Origin of the sequence: Paragemmobacter ruber (assembly GCF_009908315.1) — a bacterium.
Lineage (GTDB): Bacteria > Pseudomonadota > Alphaproteobacteria > Rhodobacterales > Rhodobacteraceae > Paragemmobacter > Paragemmobacter ruber.
The window spans coordinates 1,212,159-1,233,149 of record NZ_JAAATW010000001.1; the positions used below are offsets into that span (position 1 = coordinate 1,212,159).

22 protein-coding genes and 1 pseudogene are annotated in these 20,991 nt (G+C 65.2%); 9 read left to right on the top strand and 14 right to left on the bottom strand.

Annotated elements, in window-relative coordinates:
* Window position 1 precedes the first annotated feature (1 nt).
* Window positions 2-841 (bottom strand): pantoate--beta-alanine ligase, encoded by an 840-nt coding sequence (panC, locus tag GU920_RS05910; protein ID WP_161766008.1) that lies wholly within the window; start codon window positions 839-841, stop codon window positions 2-4.
* On the bottom strand, window positions 838-1,662 hold the full coding sequence (gene panB, locus GU920_RS05915; protein ID WP_161766009.1) for a 3-methyl-2-oxobutanoate hydroxymethyltransferase: 825 nt from the start codon (window positions 1,660-1,662) through the stop codon (window positions 838-840). The genes panC and panB overlap by 4 nt, the downstream gene beginning before the upstream one ends.
* Window positions 1,663-1,822: 160 nt before the next feature.
* Here panB and GU920_RS05920 point away from each other — a divergent pair, with 160 nt between their 5' ends.
* Window positions 1,823-2,161 carry a cupin domain-containing protein gene (locus GU920_RS05920; RefSeq protein ID WP_161766010.1) on the top strand — a complete coding sequence of 113 codons (339 nt, stop codon included), beginning with the start codon at window positions 1,823-1,825 and terminating at the stop codon, window positions 2,159-2,161.
* A gap of 271 nt (window positions 2,162-2,432) precedes the next feature.
* Here the strand turns inward: GU920_RS05920 and GU920_RS05925 are convergent.
* A pseudogene (locus GU920_RS05925) lies at window positions 2,433-3,140 on the bottom strand (L,D-transpeptidase); the annotation flags it as partial.
* Between the two features lie 256 nt (window positions 3,141-3,396).
* Here GU920_RS05925 and GU920_RS05930 point away from each other — a divergent pair.
* On the top strand, window positions 3,397-4,392 hold the full coding sequence (locus GU920_RS05930) for a P1 family peptidase (RefSeq protein ID WP_161766011.1): 996 nt from the start codon (window positions 3,397-3,399) through the stop codon (window positions 4,390-4,392).
* On the opposite strand, the gene GU920_RS05935 is transcribed toward GU920_RS05930, so the two are convergent.
* Genes GU920_RS05935 through pgsA form a run of 3 tightly spaced genes read right to left on the bottom strand, consistent with a single transcriptional unit; the run spans window position 4,379 to window position 5,729 of the window.
* Complete coding sequence (locus tag GU920_RS05935) at window positions 4,379-4,816, bottom strand: molybdenum cofactor biosynthesis protein MoaE (RefSeq protein ID WP_161766012.1); 438 nt, start codon at window positions 4,814-4,816, stop codon at window positions 4,379-4,381. The genes GU920_RS05930 and GU920_RS05935 overlap by 14 nt on opposite strands.
* 2 nt (window positions 4,817-4,818) lie before the next feature.
* Complete coding sequence (moaD, locus tag GU920_RS05940) at window positions 4,819-5,067, bottom strand: molybdopterin converting factor subunit 1 (protein ID WP_161766013.1); 249 nt, start codon at window positions 5,065-5,067, stop codon at window positions 4,819-4,821.
* Entirely contained in the window at window positions 5,064-5,729 is a 666-nt protein-coding gene (gene pgsA / locus GU920_RS05945) for a CDP-diacylglycerol--glycerol-3-phosphate 3-phosphatidyltransferase (protein WP_161766014.1), read from the bottom strand. The genes moaD and pgsA overlap by 4 nt, the downstream gene beginning before the upstream one ends.
* A gap of 122 nt (window positions 5,730-5,851) precedes the next feature.
* On the opposite strand from pgsA, the gene truB reads away from it, so the two are divergent.
* The 3 genes from truB to GU920_RS05960 all read left to right on the top strand — a co-directional run bounded on the left by truB (window position 5,852) and on the right by GU920_RS05960 (window position 8,267).
* Complete coding sequence (truB, locus tag GU920_RS05950; RefSeq protein ID WP_161766015.1) at window positions 5,852-6,754, top strand: tRNA pseudouridine(55) synthase TruB; 903 nt, start codon at window positions 5,852-5,854, stop codon at window positions 6,752-6,754.
* Between the two features lie 92 nt (window positions 6,755-6,846).
* Window positions 6,847-7,356: a DUF1643 domain-containing protein gene (locus GU920_RS05955; protein WP_161766016.1), complete on the top strand. Its 510-nt coding sequence runs from the start codon at window positions 6,847-6,849 to the stop codon at window positions 7,354-7,356.
* Window positions 7,353-8,267 carry an alpha/beta fold hydrolase gene (locus GU920_RS05960; RefSeq protein WP_161766017.1) on the top strand — a complete coding sequence of 305 codons (915 nt, stop codon included), beginning with the start codon at window positions 7,353-7,355 and terminating at the stop codon, window positions 8,265-8,267. The genes GU920_RS05955 and GU920_RS05960 overlap by 4 nt, the downstream gene beginning before the upstream one ends.
* Here GU920_RS05960 and GU920_RS05965 read toward each other — a convergent pair.
* On the bottom strand, window positions 8,249-9,253 hold the full coding sequence (locus GU920_RS05965; RefSeq protein WP_235933080.1) for a calcium-binding protein: 1,005 nt from the start codon (window positions 9,251-9,253) through the stop codon (window positions 8,249-8,251). The two genes, GU920_RS05960 and GU920_RS05965, sit on opposite strands and share 19 nt — an antisense overlap.
* Window positions 9,254-9,526: 273 nt before the next feature.
* Here GU920_RS05965 and rpsO point away from each other — a divergent pair, with 273 nt between their 5' ends.
* On the top strand, window positions 9,527-9,796 hold the full coding sequence (gene rpsO / locus GU920_RS05970) for a 30S ribosomal protein S15 (protein ID WP_161766019.1): 270 nt from the start codon (window positions 9,527-9,529) through the stop codon (window positions 9,794-9,796).
* Between the two features lie 60 nt (window positions 9,797-9,856).
* On the opposite strand, the gene GU920_RS05975 is transcribed toward rpsO, so the two are convergent.
* Window positions 9,857-10,888, bottom strand: a complete 1,032-nt coding sequence (locus GU920_RS05975) for a PAS domain S-box protein (protein ID WP_161766020.1) — start codon at window positions 10,886-10,888, stop codon at window positions 9,857-9,859.
* A 287-nt stretch (window positions 10,889-11,175) separates the two neighbouring features.
* Between GU920_RS05975 and pnp the strand changes: the two genes are divergently transcribed.
* Together pnp and GU920_RS05985 are read left to right on the top strand one after the other, a co-directional pair.
* The gene (gene pnp, locus GU920_RS05980) at window positions 11,176-13,314 is read left to right on the top strand and encodes a polyribonucleotide nucleotidyltransferase (RefSeq protein WP_161766021.1); all 2,139 of its coding nucleotides are present in this window, start codon (window positions 11,176-11,178) and stop codon (window positions 13,312-13,314) included.
* A 426-nt stretch (window positions 13,315-13,740) separates the two neighbouring features.
* Window positions 13,741-14,619: a glycosyltransferase family 10 domain-containing protein gene (locus GU920_RS05985; RefSeq protein WP_161766022.1), complete on the top strand. Its 879-nt coding sequence runs from the start codon at window positions 13,741-13,743 to the stop codon at window positions 14,617-14,619.
* Here GU920_RS05985 and GU920_RS05990 read toward each other — a convergent pair.
* Window positions 14,616-15,479, bottom strand: coding sequence for an alpha-1,2-fucosyltransferase (locus tag GU920_RS05990; RefSeq protein WP_161766023.1), 864 nt, complete (start codon window positions 15,477-15,479; stop codon window positions 14,616-14,618). The genes GU920_RS05985 and GU920_RS05990 overlap by 4 nt on opposite strands.
* Window positions 15,480-15,604: 125 nt before the next feature.
* Between GU920_RS05990 and GU920_RS05995 the strand changes: the two genes are divergently transcribed.
* The gene (locus GU920_RS05995; RefSeq protein ID WP_161766024.1) at window positions 15,605-16,294 is read left to right on the top strand and encodes an FkbM family methyltransferase; all 690 of its coding nucleotides are present in this window, start codon (window positions 15,605-15,607) and stop codon (window positions 16,292-16,294) included.
* On the opposite strand, the gene GU920_RS06000 is transcribed toward GU920_RS05995, so the two are convergent.
* From GU920_RS06000 to GU920_RS06020, 5 genes are read right to left on the bottom strand one after another with little or no spacing between them, the layout of a single operon-like run.
* Entirely contained in the window at window positions 16,267-17,031 is a 765-nt protein-coding gene (locus tag GU920_RS06000; RefSeq protein WP_161766025.1) for a glycosyltransferase family 25 protein, read from the bottom strand. The two genes, GU920_RS05995 and GU920_RS06000, sit on opposite strands and share 28 nt — an antisense overlap.
* A gap of 3 nt (window positions 17,032-17,034) precedes the next feature.
* The gene (gene fcl / locus GU920_RS06005) at window positions 17,035-17,991 is read right to left on the bottom strand and encodes a GDP-L-fucose synthase (RefSeq protein WP_161766026.1); all 957 of its coding nucleotides are present in this window, start codon (window positions 17,989-17,991) and stop codon (window positions 17,035-17,037) included.
* Between the two features lie 4 nt (window positions 17,992-17,995).
* The gene (gmd, locus tag GU920_RS06010; RefSeq protein ID WP_161766027.1) at window positions 17,996-19,114 is read right to left on the bottom strand and encodes a GDP-mannose 4,6-dehydratase; all 1,119 of its coding nucleotides are present in this window, start codon (window positions 19,112-19,114) and stop codon (window positions 17,996-17,998) included.
* A 32-nt stretch (window positions 19,115-19,146) separates the two neighbouring features.
* On the bottom strand, window positions 19,147-19,917 hold the full coding sequence (locus GU920_RS06015) for a cephalosporin hydroxylase family protein (RefSeq protein ID WP_161766028.1): 771 nt from the start codon (window positions 19,915-19,917) through the stop codon (window positions 19,147-19,149).
* On the bottom strand, window positions 19,910-20,965 hold the full coding sequence (locus tag GU920_RS06020; RefSeq protein WP_201743976.1) for a class I SAM-dependent methyltransferase: 1,056 nt from the start codon (window positions 20,963-20,965) through the stop codon (window positions 19,910-19,912). Before GU920_RS06020 ends, GU920_RS06015 begins: the two co-directional genes overlap by 8 nt.
* Window positions 20,966-20,991: the final 26 nt, after the last annotated feature.

Consider the following 20,991-nt stretch of genomic DNA (forward strand, 5'->3'; position numbering starts at 1 on the left):
CTCAGACGGCGATATTGTCGATCAGGCGGACATCGTCGATCCAGGCCGCCGCCAGCATCCGCAAGGGGCGGTCGGGATCGGTGACGGCTTCCAGCGTCTCGGCATCGCGCAGTGCGATGTATTCCACACTGTCGAAGCCTTCGGCCAGCACCGCCGCCGTGGCGCGGGCCATCGCCTGCGCCTCCGGCACGCCCGAACGGACATCGCGCGCCGCCGCCAGCATCGCGGCATAAAGCGCGGGCGCGCGGCGGCGCCCCTCGGCCGTCAGGCGCAGGTTGCGCGACGACATGGCCAGCCCGTCGGGATCGCGCACCGTCTCGCAGCCCACCACGGTGACGGCCATGTTCAGATCGGCCACCAGCCGCTGCACCACCTGCAACTGCTGCCAGTCCTTCTGCCCGAAATAGGCCCGGTCCGCCTGCGACATGCCGAACAGCTTGGCCACCACCGTGGCCACCCCTTCGAAATGCCCCGGGCGCAGGGTGCCTTCCAGCGGGCCCGACACGCCCCCCACCGTGACCTTTGACACGAAGCCGGGGGGATAGACCTCGTCCGGCGCGGGGGCGAAGATCACCTCGACGCCCACCCAGTTCAGCAGCGCCGCATCCGCCTCTTCGGTGCGGGGATATTTCTTCAGGTCATCGGGATTGTTGAACTGCATCGGGTTGACAAAGATCGTCGTGATCACCCGCCCACATTCCGCCTTGGCGCGGCGGGCAAGGCTGAGATGCCCCTCATGCAGCGCGCCCATGGTGGGAACCACGCCCACCACATGCCCCTCGGCCTTCCAGCCGCGCACGACCGCGCGCAGTTCGGCCACCGTCCGCAGGATCACCGTCAAGATTTCACCTGATCCGCGAAACCGTGTTCCGGCCCCGGAAAGGCGCGGGCGCGCACCTCGGCCGCATAGGCGGCAATCGCCTCATCCGCCGCGCGGCCCAGATCGGCATAGCGCTTCACGAATTTCGGGCGGAAATCGGTGAATATGCCCAGCATGTCGTCGATCACCAGAACCTGACCGTCGCACTCCACCCCGGCGCCGATGCCGATGGTGGGGATGCGCAGGGCATGGGTGATCTGCCCCGCAAGCCCCACTGGCACCTTCTCCAGCACGATGGAGAAGGCCCCCGCCGCCTCGCAGGCGCGCGCATCGGCCATAACCTTTGCCGCCTCGGCCTCGCGCCCCACCACCTTGTAGCCGCCCAGCGTGTTCACCGCCTGCGGGGTCAGGCCAACATGGGCCATGACCGGCACGCCGCGCGCCGTAAGAAAGGCGATGGTCTCGGCCATATGCTGCCCGCCTTCCAGCTTCACCGCAGGGGCGCCGGTTTCCGTCATCAGGCGGGCGGCGTTGCGATAGGCCTGCGCGGGGCCTTCCTCATAGCTGCCGAAGGGCATGTCGATCACCGCCATGGCCTTGCCCAGCCCGCGCACGACGGCGCGGCCATGCAGGATCATCATCTCCAGCGTCACGCCGATGGTGGATGGCATCCCGTGCAGCACCATCCCCACCGAATCGCCCACCAGCGCGATGTCGCAATGCGAATCGACAAGGCGGGCCATGGGGGTGGTATAGGCCGTCAGCACCACCAGCGGCACGCCGCCCTTGCGGGCGGTGATATCGGGCGGCAACACGGGCCGGACGGGGGCGGTGGCGCTCATCAGCGGGTCCCTTTTCTCAATTCCGCCTGTTATAGAGGCATAGCCGCGCCGCGACAGCAAGATTTCTCCGCTGCAGCGCGGCGTGACGTGGGGGACAAAGCCCCCTTGACCCGCGCCCTGCGGCGGCCTTCCATGCGCGCAGGCAAAGCGGAGCATCCCCATGTCCTTCACCCAGCGCGTCACGCGCGACGGCATCACCCCTGAGGTCTATCGCCCCGCCCCTGAGCGTGTGCTGGCAGGCGACCCGGTCCATACCAACTGGACGGTGGAAGACCGCGACGGCATCTCCTGCGGGATGTGGCAATCCACACCGGGCAAGTGGAAGATCGTCTATACCGAATGGGAATATGTCTACATCCACGAGGGCCATTCGATCCTGACCGAGCAGGACGGCGCGGCCGTTCACCTGAAGGCGGGGGACAGCTGCATCATCCGGCCCGGGTTCGAAGGAACGTGGGAAGTGGTCGAGACGACGCTGAAGGATTACGTCATCCGCTGACCGCCCCGATGGGACAAATGACAAAGGGCGAGGGAGTTTCCCTCGCCCTTTCTGCATGTCCCGCGACGGGGGCGGCCGTTCAGCCCGGCAGGTCCTGGAACACCGGGCAGTCGGCCTCGTCAATCCCGCGGTTGCGGCACTGGCGCAGGCGGCGACGCTCTTCACGGGCAAGCTCGGCCTCGGCTTCGGCGGCGGCGGCAAGCTCTTCCTCGCGCTGGCGGGCCTCGGCGGCGGCAAGCTCCGCCGTATCGGTGATCAGGCGTTCGCGATTCTCGGGCGTGTCGGGAACGGCGCGGCCAAAGGCATCGTCCATGAACGGGCCTTCCGCGGCGAGGCTTTCCTGCAACGTGCGCACCTTGATGCGGTCCCCGTTCTGCGCGCGGTTGTAAAGGTCAATCGCATCCTGATTGAACATGCGGATACAGCCCGCGCTGGTGGCCCGCCCGATCGAGGCGTTGTCGATGGTGCCGTGGATGCGGAACATCGTATCCCGCCCACCCCGATAAAGGTACAGCGCCCGCGCCCCCAGCGGGTTATCCAACCCGCCCGGCAGGCCGCCGGCATATTCGGCATAGAGATCGGGTCGCGTGCGGATCATGTTCGCGGTCGGCGTCCAGGACGGCCATTCCGCCTTGCGGCCCACATAGCCGGTGCCGCGGAAGGAAAGCCCTTCCCGCCCCACTGCGATGCCGTAGCGCATGGCGCGGTTGCCTTCGAGAACATAGTACAGCACGCGCGCATAGGTATCGACGACGATGGTCCCCGGCGCCTCGATCCCCGCATAATCCACCTCGGTCCGCGGATTGGTGCCGAACAGATGGATCGGCTCCACCGGGGGAATCAGGTATTCGCCATCTTGCACGGCCTGATAATGCGGCGGCACATCCGCAGCGCTTGGCGTGGACGCGCCGCTGTTGGGCACATCGGCGCAGGCAGCAAGGCCAAGCAGGGCCAAGAGGGCGGTCAGTCTAAGGATGATGGATGGCACGTCGGGAACCCGGCTTGAAAGGTTGCGGCTTTAGAATTTCGAACACAGAAGGACGTGTGAACACATTTGCGTCAACCCCTCTGCCGGGTGCGGGGCGGGGATTCGTTGCTTTCGTGGCCGAAACATCCCCCCTATGACGGTTTCCGGCGGCCGATCTGACGCGCGCCGCTTTCGCTTGCCCCATGGCGCCCGTCATGCGACCCAATGACGGATCGCCGCCATGTCGGCCGGGTCATGGAGGGGCTTGATGCGGCCGGGGCCACGCAACCTGATCACCGATGTCGCCGGGCTGCGGGTGGGCCATGCCCATGACGCCACGCTGCGATCGGGCGTCACCGTCCTGACCGCTGACCGTCCGTTCACCGCGGCCGTCCATGTGATGGGCGGCGCCCCCGGCACGCGCGAGACGGATCTGCTGGCGCCGGATCGGCTGGTGCAGCAGGTGGATGCGCTGGTCCTTTCGGGCGGGTCGGCCTTCGGGCTGGATGCCTGCTCCGGCGTGGCCGATGGGTTGCGGGCGATGGGGCGCGGCTTTTCCGTCGGCGATCAGCGCGTGCCGATCGTGCCGGGCGCGATCCTGTTCGATCTTCTGAACGGCGGCAACAAGCGGTGGGACCGCAACCCCTATCACGATCTGGGCCGGGCCGCGCTGGCGGCGGCGACGGACCGGCCCGCCCTCGGCACGGCAGGGGCGGGCTACGGGGCGCTGAGCGGGCGCTGGAAGGGGGGCGTTGGATCAGCCTCCGCCGTGCTGGAAAGCGGGCATACCGTCGGCGCACTGGTCGCCGTCAATGCGCTGGGATCGGCCACGGCGGGCGATGGGGCGCAGTTCTGGGCCGCGCCTTGGGAGATGGGCGATGAATTCGGCGGTCTCGGCCCCGCAACCACCCATGACCCCCATCACGAACCCCCACCCAGCAAGGGGAGGGGAGAGGCCACGACCATCGCCATCGTCGCCACGGATGCCGCGCTGACACAGGCCGAATGTCTGCGGCTGGCCACGGCGGCGCAGGACGGCATGGCGCGGGCGCTGGTGCCATCGCATACGCTGATCGACGGCGATCTGGTCTTTGCCGCAGCGACCGGCGACCGCCCCCTGACGGATCCCTTGGGCGATGCCTTCCGCCTTGGCCATGCCGCGGCCTGCTGCCTTGCCCGCGCCATCGCGCGGGCGGTCTATCTGGCCGAACCGATGCCGGGGGATGTGCTGCCCGCATGGCGGGCGCGCTTCACCAGCGGGTAAGCGCGGCCTCATCCGCCTCCTTGGCCGCAACCCAGGCCGCGCCATCGGCGCGGGTCTCCTTCTTCCAGAAGGGCGCGCGGGATTTCAGGTAATCCATCAGGAACTCTGCCGCGGCAAAGGCATCGGCCCGATGCGGCGCGGCGGTGGCGACCATCATGATCGCCTCGCCCACAGCCAGCCGCCCATGGCGATGGATCACCAGCGCGTCGATCAGCGACCAGCGTGCCACCGCCTGATCCGCGATGGCGGCGATCGCGCGTTCGGTCATGCCGGGGTAATGTTCGATCTCCATCGCCGTGATGCCCCCGTCCCCGCGCACCACGCCGGTAAAGGTGACCACGGCCCCCGCCCCCGCAGCCCCGGCGGCAAAGGCCGCCGCTTCCGCGCCAAGGTCAAAGGCCGCCTCCTGCACCGCGATGCGCATGCTCAGCCCCCGGTCATCGGCGGGAAAAACGCCACCTCGCGCACCCCGGCCAAGGGCGCATCAAAACTGGCCAGTTCCTGATCCAGCGCCACCCGCAGGCTGGCCAGATCCGCGAAGGCCACCGCATAGCGCTCTTCCCGCGCGCGCAACTCCTCGACCAGCGCCATCACCGTGGGCGCGGCGGTTTCCACCCGCTCGCGCGGCAGGCCGATCCTTTCGCGCACCCATGCGAAATACAACACGTCGATCATTTGCCATCCCTCAGATAGGGCAGCGATTTGCGGAAGTAATCCCACCCGGTGACCAGCGTCAGGATCGCCGCCACCCAGATCAGCACCAGCCCCACCAAGGTGGCATAGGACGAACAGCCCCGCGTCCCGCAGGACCGGATCGGATCGGCCAGCCCTTGCGTCACCAGTTCGGCATATTGCTCGACCGTCATGCCATGGCGGGCGATCCCCTCCATATGTTCCAACCCCGTGCCAAGGAACAGGATCGCGATGGCCACCATCTGCGCCGTCGTCTTCCATTTGGCGAGCTTGGTCACCTTCAGAAGCCCCGCCTTCGCCCCCAGAAACTCGCGCAGGCCAGACACAAAGACCTCGCGGAACAGGATCGCCGTCACCGGCAGGATGAGCCACGGGTTCATACCGGAATAGCCGGTAATGATCACCAGCGCGATCACCACCATCGCCTTGTCGGCGATCGGGTCCAGCATGGCGCCGAATTTCGATTCCTGCTTCCACGCGCGCGCCAGATAGCCATCGAACCAGTCCGTCACCGCTGCGCTGATGAACAGCGCCAGCGCGAACCAGTCCGCCCAAGGACGATGGAAATACAGAAACATAAGCGCCACACCCGGTGCGGCCAGAAGACGGATCACCGTCAGGATGTTCGGCAATGTCCATGTCATGCGCGCAGGCATAGCAGGCGAAGCGCGCCGGGGGAAAGGGTAAACGGCACCCAAGGCCAAGCCCGGTTGACGCCCGCCCCCGGCTTCGCTAGCACGCGCCCCTCTGCACATGGGGGGCCAGCATGGCGCGCAGCAAGAAGGGCCGGGCGGTTTCGGGCTGGCTGATCGTGGACAAACCGGCAGGCATCACCTCGACCGCCGTGGTCAACAAGGTGAAATGGGCGTTTCAGGCGCAAAAGGCCGGCCATGCCGGAACGCTGGACCCCGCGGCAACCGGGGTGCTGGCCGTGGCCCTGGGCGAGGCGACAAAGACCGTCCCGCTGGTGACGGATGCGCTGAAGGCCTATCGCTTCATGGTCCGCTTCGGCGCTGCGACCAGCACAGATGATGCCGAAGGCGCGGTGATCGAAACCACCGAAACCCGCCCCACCGATGCCGATATCGAGGCCGCGCTGCCCGCCTTTCGCGGCCAGATCGAACAGGTGCCGCCGCAATTCTCGGCGGTGAAGGTGGACGGCGCGCGCGCCTATGACCTTGCCCGCGAGGGCGAGGCGCTGGATCTGGCCGCCCGCCCGCTCTGGGTGGAAAGCCTGACGCTGATCGACCGGCCCGATGCCGATCATGCGCTTCTCGAGATGGTCTGTGGCAAGGGCGGCTATGTCCGGTCCATCGCCCGCGATCTGGGCCGCGCGCTGGGATGCCTTGGCCATGTCCTGTGGCTGCGGCGCGAATGGTCGGGGCCGTTCGATGCCGCCGACGGGGTCAACCTCGAAGAGATCGACCGCCTCGCCCGCACGGATGCCATCGACAGCCTGCTGAAACCGCTGGAAATCGGCCTTGCCGACCTGCCGCAGGTGATCGCCACGCCGGAAGGGGCGGCGCGGCTGCGCAATGGCAATCCGGGCATGGTCATCGCGTCGGGGATCGACTGGGGCACCGAGGTCTGGGCCAGCCATCAGGGCCGCGCCATCGCCATCGGGCGGTATCAGGCGGGCGAACTGCACCCCTCGCGCGTGTTCAACTGATCCCCCCTTCCCTTGGCCGGGCGTGAAAAATAAGCTTGGCCCGAAAATCCCAACGGGCCAGCCACACCCATAGGTCCAGCGATAGGCGCGAAATGATCACACGCCATCACCAGAAGGGCGACGCCGCGTCCACCGCCGTCTATTCCCCCTGCGAGGCCTATCGCTATCTGCTGACCCGTGTCTGGAACCCGGCCGGACCCAAGGCGCTGTTCGTGATGCTGAACCCCTCGACCGCGACCGAATTCCAGAATGACCCGACGGTAGAGCGCTGCGAACGCCGCGCGCGGGCCTTGGGCTTTGGCGCGTTCCGGGTGACCAACATCTTCGCCTTCCGCGCCACCGACCCGCGCGTGATGCGTGCGGTGGCCGATCCCGTCGGCCCCGCCAACGATGCCGCGATCCGCGACAGCGCCACGGATTGGGCGGATCGCATCATCTGCGCCTGGGGCACCCATGGCGCGCATCTGGGCCGGGGCGCGCAGGTAGAGGCGCTGCTGCGCGGCACCGGGCGGGCGCTGTTCACGCTGGGCCTGTCCAAGGACGGGCACCCCAAGCACCCGCTCTATATCGGCTATGACCGCCAGCCGGAGCAGTGGCCATGACCGTGACCGACATCGCAGGCTTCATCCGCCGCCGCATCGCGCTGCCCGGCATCACGCTTTCGGTGCAAGAAGGCGGCGCGGGCGATCCGCTGATCCTGCTGCACGGTTTTCCCGAAAACGGCCTGTGCTGGGCGCGCGTGGCGCCCGCCTTCGCCCAGGGCTTCCGGGTCATCATCCCCGATCTGCGCGGCTATGGGCAAAGCGACGCCCCGCCCGATGATGCCGCCCATACCGCCTATTCCAAACGGCAGATGGCCGCCGATATCGTGGCGCTGATGGATCACCTCGGCCTGCCCTCGGCCCATATCCTCGGCCATGATCGGGGGGCGCGGGTGGCCTACCGGCTGGCGCTGGATCATCCGGCGCGGCTGCGGCGGCTAGGGATCATCGAGATCGCACCCACGGCGGAATACTGGGATGCCTGGGGCTATGACCTTGCCATGTCGGCCTGGCATTGGACATTCCTCGCCCAGCCCGCGCCGGTGCCGGAACGCATGATCGCCGCCGATCCGGTGGCCTGGCTCGACCACACGCTGCAGGGGTGGACGCGGGCGAAATCGCTTGGCGTGTTCGACGACGCCGCGCTGGCCGCCTATCGCGCACAGGCGCTGGACCCGGCCCGCATCCACGCCATGTGCGCCGATTACCGCGCCGGGGCCACCACCGACCGGGCGCATGACATGGCCGACCGCGCCGCAGGCCGCCGCATCACGGCACCGCTGCATTTCCTGTGGGGGCGGCACGGATTTCCGGCGCGCACGGGCGATCCGGCAGGCATCTGGCGGCGATGGGCCACCCAAGTGACCGACAGCGCCTGTGACTGCGGCCATTTCGTGATGGAAGAGGCGCCCGCAGCCGTGCTGGACGCCTTCCTTCCCTTCTTCGCGCCGGATCACCCCGCCCGCAGCTGAAGATCGGCAAGGGTCAGACCGGCCCCGTTGTTGACACGCGCCAGCACCTCGCCCTCCAGCAGGATCAGCGCATCCGGCCCCTCGGTCCGCACGCTCACCTCAGGGGGCAGGCCGCTGGCATCGGGCTGGTACAGCACGACCAGCCGATCCTCGGTCGCGTCATAATCGGCGATGACCGATGTGCCGGGGGCCAGCAGGCGGAACTCGTCGGCCCCGGCATCGCCCGTGGCATAGGTATCATCGGACAGCACCAGAACGTCATCCCCCGCCCCGGCGTTCAGGTAATCGGCCCCCGGCCCGCCGCTCAGCGTGTCATTTCCGGCGCCGCCATCCAGCGTGTCCGCCCCCTGATCGCCGGACAGAAGATCATCCCCGTCGCCACCGGCCAGCCAGTCATCCCCCTGACCGCCGCGCAGATCATCATGGTCCGAACCGCCCAGCACGGTATCCGCCCCCGCGCCGCCTGACAGGAGATCCGCACCCTCGCCACCGGCTAGGTGATCCGCACCCGCGCCGCCGCGCAGGGTATCGGTCCCGGCGCCCCCGGTCATCTGATCCGCGCCGGTCCGGCCCAGCAGGTGGTCATCACCGCTGCCTGCATCGAGCGTGTCATCCCCGGCACCGCCGCGCAGGCTGTCATCGCCGCCCGCGCCCGCGATCGCATCCAACCCGGCACCACCGGACAGAAGATCGTTGCCACCAGCGCCATTCAGGATGTCGTCGCCCCGCGTTCCCTGCGCGATGACGGCCTCATCCGGGGCATCGGGGATATCATCGCTGGTGAGCATGCCAGCCGCATCCGAATCGCCATAGGCCAAGGCCAGAAGATCCGCCGTCCCAGAGGCATCCCCTTCGGAAACTGCCGGATCTTCGGCGCCATCTTCGGCGCCTTCGGGCGCGTCGTCTTCATCCCGGTCGGTATTGGATACCGCATCCGCCGCCATACCGGCGACCATCAGGCCAACAAGGCCCAGCAACCCAAACATGTAAGCCACCCCTGACCACACACAGAACAGGCGAAACGCCTGCCAACACCCGTGATCAGCCTGCCCGAATCGCCCCCGTTTTTCCAGCATTGCCGCGCAGGCGCGGCCCGGAATTCCCAGCATTGGTTAATCAAACGGGGTTTTGGCGCTTTTCTTCGGGGCGGAATTCCCCTATACGCCCCCAGTCCCGCGTCCTGCCGACTCGGGGCATTTACCGGCCTTGCTGGACGACATCCCGGCTTGTGCCTTCACCCTTCTGGATAGGAGATTCCGATGTCGATCACCGTTGAAGAGAAAGCCCGCCTGATCAAGGACTATGCCACCAAAGAGGGCGACACCGGTTCGCCCGAGGTGCAGGTCGCGATCCTGTCGTCGCGCATCGCGACGCTGACCGAGCATTTCAAGACCCACAAGAAGGACAACCACTCCCGTCGTGGCCTTCTGATGCTGGTCGCCCAGCGCCGCAAACTGCTGGACTACCTCAAGGCAAAGGATGAGGCGCGCTACGCCTCGCTCATCTCGCGCCTCGGCCTGCGTCGCTGATCCATCAGTCGCAAGGCAGAAACAAAAACGCCCGCAGCCGATGGTTGCGGGCGTTTTCGTTCAGATCTGGTTGACCAGGTTTTCAACCGATTTGCTTCCGTTCGCCGTCAAACCCTCGATCTCGGCCGTGATGGCCGAAACCTGATTTGCCAGCGTGCGGATCTCCTGCGCGACGATGGCGAAACCACGCCCCGCATCCCCCGCACGCGCCGCCTCGATCGAGGCATTCAGCGACAGAAGGTTTGTCATCTGCGCGATGGTCCCGATCCGCTGGTTGAATTCGGTGACATTGCGCAGCAGCGTGCGCAGGACATCGGTCGTCTGGCCCACGATCTGTTTCTGCAGGGTGATGTCCTTCAGGAACGCGGTGTAAAGGCGGCTACCATCATCCTGCGTGAACGCCGACAGAAGCAGGATCGCCGAGGCGACGCTGCCATCCTTGCGATGGATCGGCACCTCGCGCGTGGAACCGACAAGCCGGTTCTCGCCCGTCTTGCGGTGGTGATCCACGAACCCGTCATGGTTGCCGCGCATCTCGGGCGGGACCAGCATCTTGACGTTCTTCCCGATCACCTCGGCCGCGCCATAGCCCCACAACCGTTCCGCCGCGGCGTTGAAAAAGGTGATGCAGTTGCGCGCGTCAATCGTGACGACGGCATCCATCGTGTGTTCCAGCGTCTGACGAATGGCCTCGCGGTTGCGGCGATCCTCGGTCACGTCCCGGACGAAGGCCGCATAGTTGCGTGATCCGTCCTCGCCCATCACCTGCGACAGTGACAGCGAAACCCAGACCTTGCGCCCATCCTTGCGCTCCAGCTGCACCTCGCGCGAGGATCCGACGATCCGGTTCTGCTGCGTGCGGCGGTGGCGATCCACCCAGGCATCGTGGTTTCCCCGCATTTCCGCCGGGATCAGCATCTTCACGTTGCGGCCCAGCACCTCATGGTCCTCATAGCCCCACAGGCGGCGGGCGGCGGCGTTGAAAAAGATGATGCTGTTGTTCTGATCAATCAGGATTGCGGCATCAATGGCCTGATCCAGGACCAGCCGAAGGTTGATGGATCGGTCAAGATTTGTCCCGGAATCGAGCATGGGTCCCTCCAGTTATGGGGTGACCCTGCCACGCAAATCTTAAACCTCTCTTTCCAGCGGCCCTGCTTTTCCGTGCGGCACGGAACAAATCCGGCGGCGCGAAAGGCGCTGTGGGGGCGGCGAATCTGCATCCTTTCCAAACCGCCGCTTTTCCTGTATGCGGCGCCCCATCTGCGACGTGAGGCCATGCCCCCGGCCACATGCGAAGGATAGGGGGCGGCGGCAATGGGGCCGCCATGCAAACGGGGGGCCGGCAGGGGCCGGTGACCCTCAGATAGGATCCGCTGATGTTCAACGTAATCAAGAAATCCATCCAGTGGGGCGGTGAGACGCTCACGCTGGAAACCGGGAAGGTTGCCCGTCAGGCCGACGGCACCGTAATCGCCACGCTGGGCGAAACCTCGGTCATGGCCAACGTCACCTTTGCGAAAAGCGCAAAGCCGGGGCAGGACTTCTTCCCCCTGACCGTGCACTATCAGGAAAAATACTACGCCGCCGGCAAAATCCCGGGCGGCTTCTTCAAGCGCGAGGCGCGCCCGTCGGAAAAGGAAACGCTGACCTCGCGCCTGATCGACCGTCCCTGCCGCCCGCTCTTCGTGGATGGCTTCAAGAACGAAGTCCTCGTCATGGCGACTGTTCTGTCGCATGACCTGCACAACGAACCCGATATCGTGGCGATGATCGCGGCCTCTGCTGCGCTGACCATTTCGGGCGTGCCCTTCATGGGCCCGATCGGCGCGGCGCGCGTCGGCTTCTCGAACGGCGAATATGTGCTGAACCCGTCGGTGGACGATCTGCAAAACCTGCGGTCGAACCCCGAACAGCGCCTCGATCTCGTCATCGCCGGCACCAAGGACGCCGTGATGATGGTCGAATCCGAGGCCTATGAACTGACCGAGGCCGAAATGCTGGGCGCGGTGAAGTTCGGCCACGCCGCGATGCAGCCGGTGATCGACCTGATCATCGACCTTGCGGAAGATGCGGCGAAGGAACCCTTCGACTTCTCGCCCCCGGATTATTCCGAACTCTACGCCCGTGTGAAAGCGGCAGGCGAGGCGCAGATGCGCGCGGCCTTCGCCATCAAGGACAAGCAGGACCGCACCAACGCCATCTCGGCGGCGGTGGACGCGATCCGCGCCGCCCTGTCGGAAGAAGACAATGCCGACGCCAACCTCGGCGCGGCGATCAAGAAGCTGGAAAGCTCCATCCTGCGCGGCGACATCATCAACGGTGGCGCGCGCATCGACGGGCGCGACAACAAGACCGTGCGCCCGATCATCTCGGAAACCGGCGTCCTGCCGCGCACCCATGGCTCGGCCCTCTTCACCCGGGGCGAGACGCAGGCGCTGGTCGTGACCACGCTCGGCACCGGCGAAGATGAACAGATCATCGACGCCCTGCACGGCAACTCGCGCTCCAACTTCCTGCTGCACTACAACTTCCCCCCCTATTCGGTGGGCGAGGTTGGTCGCGTGGGCTCTCCCGGACGGCGCGAGATCGGCCACGGCAAACTGGCCTGGCGCGCCCTTCAGGCCGTCCTGCCTGCGCCGACCGATTTCCCCTACACCATCCGCGTGGTGTCCGAGATCACCGAGTCCAACGGCTCCTCCTCGATGGCCTCCGTCTGCGGCGGGTCGCTGTCGATGATGGATGCGGGCGTTCCGCTGAAAGCCCCGGTCGCGGGCGTGGCCATGGGCCTGATCCTCGAAGACGATGGCCGCTGGGCCGTGCTGACCGACATCCTCGGCGACGAGGATCACCTCGGCGACATGGACTTCAAGGTGGCAGGGACCGAGAACGGCATCACCTCGCTGCAGATGGACATCAAGGTTGCCGGGATCACCCCGGAAATCATGGAACAGGCGCTGGCACAGGCCAAAGACGGCCGCCTGCACATCCTGGGCGAGATGAACAAAGCGCTGTCCGCCCCGCAGGGCTTCAGCGAATACGCCCCCAAGATCGAAACGCTGACCATCCCCACCGACAAGATCCGCGAAGTGATCGGCTCGGGCGGCAAGGTCATCCGCGAGATCGTGGAGACGTCGGGCGCCAAGGTCGACATCAACGATGACGGCGTGATCAAGATCGCGTCCAACTCGGCCGAGGCGATCAAGAAGGCCTATGACATGATCTGGTCGATCGTGGCAGAGCCGGAAGAAGGCCACATCTACACCGGCCGCGTGGTCAAGCTGGTCGATTTCGGCGCCTTCGTGAACTTCTTCGGCAAGCGCGACGGTCTGGTCCACGTCTCCCAGATCGCCAACAAACGCCTGAACCACCCGAACGAGGTGCTGAAGGAAGGTCAGGAAGTGAAGGTCAAACTTCTGGGCTTCGACGATCGCGGCAAGGTCCGGCTCGGCATGAAGATGGTCGATCAGGAAACCGGCGAGGAAATCGTCGAGAAGAAGGAAGAGGCCGAGGCGTAAGCCTCTCCTCCCCTGCGATGACATGACAAAGCCCCGGCCATCGTGCCGGGGCTTTTCCTTTTCCTGCCGGGGCCGCGCTGGCACGGTTTTCAACATCGCCGCGACCTGTTACCCAACCACGGCAACCGGAGCATGGAACAGATGCAGGGAAACTGGCGGTCGGTCACGGCTGCGGCACATGTCACCGGCGACAGGCCCATCCCTCGCCGGGCAAGCGTCACGCCCACCATGGGTGCGACGGCCATGCCCAAAGGCAAGAACGATCAGGGAAGGGCGAATGCGACCATGGCCCCGACCATGGTCCTGTCATGTGCCCATCGAAAACAGATGACCACAGGCCGATCTTTCCACCTGCCCCGCCGCCTTGGCACGCCTTGCCCCGCTGGCGGAACCGGCACCCCTCCTTCCCTCCAACATGTCTGACCGATGAGCCCCCACCCCACCGCGGAAAGCCCCGCCATCGCCATCATCCCCTATGCCGAGCGCCTGCCCGAAGGCCTGCCCAACCTGCCGCTGGATCGGCTGGATTGGCCCTTGGGCCGCCCCGCCCGCTTGGCGCAAGGCACGGTGGCCGACATGGCCGCGACCGACCACCTGATCACCTATCCCAAGACACGCCTCTATCTTTCGCCGCGCGGGCGGCGGAAGGCGCAACTGTCGCTCATGATCGTGGAACCCGATGCCGTTCATGCCAAACATCTGCGCCTTGTCCGGCTGTTTCATCGGCGCTTCTTCAGGATCCTGACAAAGAATGACGCGCTGATCCGCGCCATACCGAACGGGGTAAAGTTCATCGCCGGTGCCTCCTTCGTCGCCCCAAGCGCGGAAATCGACGCGCAGAAGACAAGGATGGTGTCGATCATCGCATCGTCGAAGCGCAGTTTCGAAGGCCACCGACTGCGCCACGAGGTGATTGATGAAGCCCGGGCGCGCAACCTTGCGCTCGATGTCATGGGGCGCGGCTACCGCCCGATCGAAGACAAGACCGAAGGCCTGGCCCCCTATCGCTTTTCCGTGGTGATCGAAAACTCGCGCGAACCCTCCTACATCACCGAAAAGCTGATCGACGCGCTGCGCTGCCGTGCGGTGCCCATCTATTGGGGTGCGCCGAATGTCGGCCGGATTTTCGACCCCGCCGGTCTTATCGAATGTTCCACCTTTGCCGACATCCTCGCCGCCATTCAGGGCGCATCGGCCGAAGACTATGACCGTCGCCGCACCGCCATCGAAGCGAACGCCCGCATCGCGGATCACTACGCAGACGTCCACCGACGCGCGGCGGAAATCATCAGGGGCGCGGTCTAGATCCGCACCCACTCGGGCGGGCAGATATCGGGGTTGTGCAGGCCTGGATCGGCAAACCACCGCGACGGCGCGATGACAACCTTTTCCGGCGACGGGTTCCGCCATGCCCCCCACCAGGAAAAGCTGGAATTGGCAATGATGTGGTGCCGACAGGCCGCCATCAGGCGCAGATCCTCTGCCCCCGCCGCAGCGGAATTGTGGTCGAGCACCACCATCTCGGCCCCGGGCGCAAGGTTTTCGCGCGCCCAGGCCGGATCATCGGAAAAGACGAAAAGCAGCGGCTCGATCCCCGTGCGTCTGCCGATCTCTTCCACGGCGCGCACATAATAGGCCGCATCACAGGTGCCATGCACCGCCTGCCCCTTGGCCGATCCCACATAATCCCCGCGCCGCACATGCAGGGACACCGCCCGCGCCTCTGCCCCGATATGATCCAGCCAGCGGGCATTCTCCCCCTCGGGTGCGGCGCGAAAGCGCAACTCATCCCGGATCGTTGCGGCCTGATCGCGAAAATATCCCTCGCTCTGAAAGTAGCCGTGCAGATAGGTATCATCCGGTGCGGCCAGCACCGCCGGGTTCAGCGCCAGCCCCTTTTCCCGCAGGAAGCGGGGCCGCATCAGGCCTGCCCGCCACAGCGCATATCGCAGGATCTGGCCGCGTGCCGGCGGCAATTCCGCATCCGCCCCGATCCTTGCGGAAATGGCAAAGCGATCCAGCCCATAGATCGCGTGCGCCGCCCCGCGCGCCAATTCGCGGGTATCGAGGACGACGTCAACACCATGCCGCAGCGCCATCGCCCGCGCACAGGCATATTGGAACAGCTGGTTCCCCAACCCTCCGACCAAGCGCACATAGATCATGCTCTTCCGATCTCCTGTCGCCGGGCACCATGGCGGTGCCGCTGCCGCCTGCGCCTGCATTAAAATTCACCAACTGTCCATGGGCATGCTAAAGGGTGCAAGCAGCCACGCGTGGAGCGGCGCCTATGTATCTGGTTCGGTATTACGCAAAACGCCTGCAAACCCTGCGCGGCAGGACGATCGTGCATGTCGGCGCGCACAAGGGGCAAGAGGCGGCACTTTACGAACGCTGGGGCGCCGCCCGTGTCATCTGGGTCGAGGCGGACCCGGACACGGCAAGGTCACTCCGTGCCAATCTGGCCGCGCGCAGCGGGCAGGGCGAAGGCTGGCTCGCCCGTCTCCTGCGCTTTCCCCCGACCCACCACCAGGTGATCGAGGCGCTGATCGGCGACGAGGACGGGAAACCCACCGATTTCTTCGTGTTCTGCAATGACGGTCAGTCAAGCTCCATCTTCCGCAAGGCCCAGCTGGAAGAAGACCGACACGCAAATGTCAAGGAAACCGGGCAGGTCAGACAGCTTGCGATGCGCAGGCTCGATACCCTTCTGCCCGAATCCGGCATCCCTTTAAACAGCGTGGACATCCTTGCCCTTGACGTGCAGGGGGCAGAACTTCTCTGCCTCAAGGGCGCCTCGGCCCTTCTTGGGCATATCCATCTGCTGGAGGCCGAGGTGTCGCTGCTGCGCTGGTATGAAGGCGGCGTCCTCTTGCCCGAACTGGATGCCTGGCTGCGCGAAAAGGGTTTCCATCGCAGGACATGGGTCCGGCGCCGGATGATGAACGCCGTCTACCGCAACGGGCGCCGGTCACGCTGATCCATTCGCGCCCGCGCCTTTGCCACATGCGCGCGGATGGCCCGCCGATAGGCCGAACGGTGCCAGCTCTTGGTCAGTTCAGCGAGCAGCGGGGTGCCTTTCGCCTGGATCGTCGTGCCCCCTGCCGCCGCCGTGCCATCGCGCACGCCCGATGGCTCCACGCACAGGATGCGCTGCTCGGTCACGCCCAAAAGCTGCAGGACACCATCCACAGGTCTGTCAAACCGCTCTGTCACGGCCAGCAGGCGCGCCGCCGCCTCTGCCCCGATCAGCTGCGCCGACAGCCGGAAGGGCGGAACCTGCGGCTCGACAATGCGGAACGCGCCCACACTGTGGATCACAGGGCCATCGACAGGCCGCGTCTGGAACTCGATCCAGTCACCGCGTCCCATCCAGCCCAAGGCCGCCTCGACCGCACGGGGAAATACCTCCGGGTCGATGACCACATCATCCTCGAACACCAGCCCGGCATCCGCACCACTGTCAAGGATCGCCTGCCACGCCTTGCGATGGCTCAGGAAACAGCCGATCTCGCCCCGACTGATCACAAAGGGATAGCGCGGCTCCAACAGATCATGCGGCTGATACACCGCCTCGACTGCCGCCTCGTCAAGCAGCCCGCCATCCACCGCAGCAAGAACCGTCACAGGCACGGGCGACAGGCGCTGCAGGTCCGCCACCAAGGCACGCCGCCGCTCTGCCCGCGCCAGATGGATGACGAAACCGGCAGCACGCATGGATCAGGCCCCCCGCAAGCCGTCTGCGTTGTCCAGAAACCACCGATACGTCGTCTCGATCCCGTCCCGCAGCCGCGTCCGCGCGCGCCATCCCATCGCGGCCAGACGTGACACATCCATCAACTTGCGCGGCGTTCCATCCGGTTTCGAGGTATCGAAAACCAGCCGCCCCCGGAACCCCGTCACCTCGGCCAGCATCTCGGCCAGTTCGCGGATCGACACGTCCTCGCCCGTGCCAACGTTGATATGGCTGAGCATCGGCTGCGTGTTCGCCTCATACACCGCGCGGTCAAGGTCCATCACGAAAAGACTGGCCTCTGCCATGTCGTCCACATGCAGGAATTCCCGCCGTGGCGTGCCACTGCCCCAGACCGCCACCTCATCCCGCCCCTCGCGCACCGCTTCGTGGAAACGGCGCATCATCGCCGGCATGACATGGCTGTTCGTCGGATGGAAATTGTCGCCCGGCCCATACAGATTGGTCGGCATGACCGACCGGTAATCCGTCCCATGCTGGCGATTGTAGCTTTCACACAGCTTGATCCCGGCAATCTTGGCAATGGCATAGGGTTCGTTCGTGGCCTCAAGGACGCCGGTCAGCAAGGCCTCTTCCGCCATCGGCTGCGCCGCGGCGCGCGGATAGATGCACGACGATCCAAGGAACAACAGCCGCCGCACCCCGGCGGCAAAGCTCTGATGGATCACGTTGCATTCCATCATCAGGTTTTCATAGATGAAATCGGCCGGAAAGGCGTTGTTGGCATGGATCCCGCCGACCTTCGCCGCAGCCAGGATCACCGCATCGGGCCGCTCGGCCTGCAGGAAACCGCGCACCGCCGCCTGATCCGTCAGATCAAGTTCGGCATGGGTCCGGGTGACTGTCGCCACCCCCTGCGCCTGCAGGCGGCGAAGTATCGCGCCGCCCACCATGCCCCGATGGCCTGCCACATAGATCTTCATCGGATCAGGTCTCCATCGACACCGGCAGATCCAGCCCGTGCTCCTTCAGCAGGCGATGACGTTTGGCGGTTTTCAGATCTTCCACCACCATCTCGCGGCACATCTCCTGTGCTGTGATCTGGGGCGTCCAGCCCAGCTTTTCCTTCGCCTTGGTCGGATCGCCCAGCAGCGTCTCCACCTCGGCCGGGCGGAAATAGCGCGGATCAATCCGCACCACCACCTGCCCCGGCACGACGGCGGGCGCATGGTTCGATGTCACCGCCTCGACGATGGCCACTTCCTCGACACCCTCGCCTTCGAACCGCAGCCGGATGCCCAGCTCCGCGGCCGTCCATTCGATGAACTGGCGCACCGAATACTGCACACCCGTCGCGATGACAAAATCATCGGGGGCGTCCTGCTGCAGCATCATCCACTGCATGCGGACATAATCCTTGGCATGGCCCCAATCCCGCAGCGCATCAATATTGCCCATGTAGAGGCAATCCTCCAACCCTTGGGCGATATTGGCCAGCCCGCGGGTGATCTTGCGCGTCACGAAGGTCTCGCCCCGGCGCGGGCTCTCGTGATTGAACAGGATGCCGTTGCAGGCATAGATCCCATACGCCTCGCGGTAATTCACCGTGATCCAGTAGGCATACATCTTGGCCACGGCATAGGGGCTGCGCGGATGGAAGGGCGTGGTCTCCCGCTGCGGGATTTCCTGCACCAAACCATACAGCTCTGACGTCGATGCCTGATAGAACCGCGTCTTCTGCTCCAGCCCCAGAAAGCGGATCGCCTCCAGCAGGCGCAGGGTGCCGATGGCATCCACATCCGCCGTGTATTCGGGGGCATCGAAGCTGACCGCGACATGGCTTTGCGCACCAAGGTTGTACACCTCGTCCGGCTCCACCTCGCGCAGGATGCGCGTCAGGTTCGAAGTATCGGTCAGGTCGCCATAATGGAGCTTGAGGTTGGGGTTCGGCTTGTGCGGATCCTGATAGATGTGGTCGATGCGGCCCGTGTTGAACAGCGACGACCGCCGCTTGATGCCGTGCACCTCATATCCCTTGTCCAGCAGAAACTCCGCCAGATAGGAACCGTCCTGCCCGGTGATCCCGGTAATCAGTGCGCGTTTCAATGTCCCGTCCTTCACTCTTTGCCAGAGGTCATTCAACGCACGCGGCGCAAGTAGCCGTTCGGCGCCACGGATATCTGCAACTTGGCGTCCATCTCGTGGTCGATGACGAAGCCGGTATTGCTTTTCAGCCATTCCTGCACGGCGGTCATTGAATTGTCGCCCACATCCCAAGGCCGATCGACATACATTTCCGAAGGAAGGTTTTCGATCACGGTGTCAAAGACCACGCAATAGCTGCCCATCGTCACCATCGGCGCATAGGCCTCCAACTCGGCCAGCACATGGTCATGCGTGTGGTTGCTGTCCAGACAGACCAGCACCGTCTTCGCATCGCCCACCGCAGCTTTCACCTGCGCCACGATCCCCGGATCAACCGACGACCCCTGTATCATCGTGATGCGCTTCGCCATCGGATGCGCCTCGATGGCCGCACGGTTGTGCGGGCGGATGTCGATATCTACTCCTACCACGCGGCGCTTCGGCTGCGCCGGATCGACCACGCCTCCCGCCTCGGTGGCATCGCACAGATCCAGCATCGCCAGAAGCGAGGCCGACAGGATCAGCGATCCGCCATGCGCGATCCCGGTTTCCACGATCACGTCAGGCCGCACCCGCCAGACCAGCTCCTGCATCGCGCAGATATCCTGCGGATACTGGATGATCGGCCGCCCCATCCAGAACCAGTTGTAAGAATAGCGCGCCGCGATGGACCGCTCCATAAAGGTGGCCGTCGCCGCCTGCAGGTCGTCATTCCGCGCGGCCTCTTGCAGACGCCCCGCCACTTCCCGCTCGAAATCAGTCATGGCTCATTCCTTTATAAACAAAGCCGGGCCCCGCCATGGCGGCAATTTCTGGCAGATAGTTCGGGTTCATCACATGGATCGTGCTTCCCTCGGCAAGGCCTGCCAAGCCTTGCTCCGGTGACAGGACACAAAGACCCGTCCCCGCCAGGTACTTGCCCTGCTTGGATGGGTTTATGTCGATCACGCGATCCACCGGATGGCCCGCCCTTTCCCGCAACAGCGCGAAGATCACGCCTTTCGACGCCCCGCCCCAGACGACGCAAGGACCCAGATCCTCAGTCGCTTCCCGCTCAAGCCTCGTGGTGAAATCCTCCGGAAACGACACCGCATCCCCCGCATCCCGCACCGGGCGGCGCAAACTGGCCAGATCGGCCACGATTCGCAGATACTGCCCCCCGAACCCGCGATCCGCCTGCACGACCCGCCCGAAGATGCGATGAAAATCGGTCAGCCGGAAGTAATTCACATGCTCATAAAAGATGTCAAACCACGCGCGATGGGTGCAGATCCAGTCAAGGCAGGGAACTTCAATGTAGATAAGACCCTGCCCGCCATTCGCCTGCGCCAGACGAAACAGAAATGCGACCGGATCGTCGATATGTTCCAACACGTGCCGCAGGATCAGACCTTCACCGCGTATGCCCAGCGCTTCCGAGAAATAGGCCTTGCGCACCCGCGGATTGCTGCCTTCGTAGGTCGGATCGAACCCCGTGACATCCGCCCCGCGCGACAGCATCAATTCCAGAAACCGGCCCTTGCCGCAGCCGACCTCGACCAGCCGGTCACGCCCCATCGTCGTCTCAATCAGGCTAGCCACCTCGTCCAGATGGCGCTGAAACTGCGCGCTGTTGCCCTGTTCGTTCTGATAGGCGGCGTCGTACTCCATCTGTGATGCATCAAAGGCCGCGTTCCGCACCAATCCGGTTTCCATATCCTCGACCAGAACGACATCCCCGCGCGGGCAGTCCCGCCCTTCTGCTGGGCTGTCATACATGCGGTTCTGAAAGATCGGCAGCGCCATCTGGCGATACAGTTCACGGAAAGCCATGGCACTTCCCTCGCAGGTTGAAAAGG

Bases quoted from the DNA above. Each gene is read 5' to 3' on its own strand.
- panB (WP_161766009.1), bottom strand. From the start codon at position 1,662: ATGAGCGCCACCGCCCCCGTCCGGCCCGTGTTGCCGCCCGATATCACC.
- GU920_RS05920 (WP_161766010.1), top strand. From the start codon at position 1,823: ATGTCCTTCACCCAGCGCGTCACGCGCGACGGCATCACCCCTGAGGTC.
- GU920_RS05930 (WP_161766011.1), top strand. From the start codon at position 3,397: ATGCGGCCGGGGCCACGCAACCTGATCACCGATGTCGCCGGGCTGCGG.
- GU920_RS05935 (WP_161766012.1), bottom strand. From the start codon at position 4,816: ATGCGCATCGCGGTGCAGGAGGCGGCCTTTGACCTTGGCGCGGAAGCG.
- moaD (WP_161766013.1), bottom strand. From the start codon at position 5,067: ATGATCGACGTGTTGTATTTCGCATGGGTGCGCGAAAGGATCGGCCTG.
- pgsA (WP_161766014.1), bottom strand. From the start codon at position 5,729: ATGACATGGACATTGCCGAACATCCTGACGGTGATCCGTCTTCTGGCC.
- truB (WP_161766015.1), top strand. From the start codon at position 5,852: ATGGCGCGCAGCAAGAAGGGCCGGGCGGTTTCGGGCTGGCTGATCGTG.
- GU920_RS05955 (WP_161766016.1), top strand. From the start codon at position 6,847: ATGATCACACGCCATCACCAGAAGGGCGACGCCGCGTCCACCGCCGTC.
- GU920_RS05960 (WP_161766017.1), top strand. From the start codon at position 7,353: ATGACCGTGACCGACATCGCAGGCTTCATCCGCCGCCGCATCGCGCTG.
- GU920_RS05965 (WP_235933080.1), bottom strand. From the start codon at position 9,253: ATGTTTGGGTTGCTGGGCCTTGTTGGCCTGATGGTCGCCGGTATGGCG.
- rpsO (WP_161766019.1), top strand. From the start codon at position 9,527: ATGTCGATCACCGTTGAAGAGAAAGCCCGCCTGATCAAGGACTATGCC.
- GU920_RS05975 (WP_161766020.1), bottom strand. From the start codon at position 10,888: ATGCTCGATTCCGGGACAAATCTTGACCGATCCATCAACCTTCGGCTG.
- pnp (WP_161766021.1), top strand. From the start codon at position 11,176: ATGTTCAACGTAATCAAGAAATCCATCCAGTGGGGCGGTGAGACGCTC.
- GU920_RS05985 (WP_161766022.1), top strand. From the start codon at position 13,741: ATGAGCCCCCACCCCACCGCGGAAAGCCCCGCCATCGCCATCATCCCC.
- GU920_RS05990 (WP_161766023.1), bottom strand. From the start codon at position 15,479: ATGATCTATGTGCGCTTGGTCGGAGGGTTGGGGAACCAGCTGTTCCAA.
- GU920_RS05995 (WP_161766024.1), top strand. From the start codon at position 15,605: ATGTATCTGGTTCGGTATTACGCAAAACGCCTGCAAACCCTGCGCGGC.
- GU920_RS06000 (WP_161766025.1), bottom strand. From the start codon at position 17,031: ATGCGTGCTGCCGGTTTCGTCATCCATCTGGCGCGGGCAGAGCGGCGG.
- fcl (WP_161766026.1), bottom strand. From the start codon at position 17,991: ATGAAGATCTATGTGGCAGGCCATCGGGGCATGGTGGGCGGCGCGATA.
- GU920_RS06015 (WP_161766028.1), bottom strand. From the start codon at position 19,917: ATGACTGATTTCGAGCGGGAAGTGGCGGGGCGTCTGCAAGAGGCCGCG.
- GU920_RS06020 (WP_201743976.1), bottom strand. From the start codon at position 20,965: ATGGCTTTCCGTGAACTGTATCGCCAGATGGCGCTGCCGATCTTTCAG.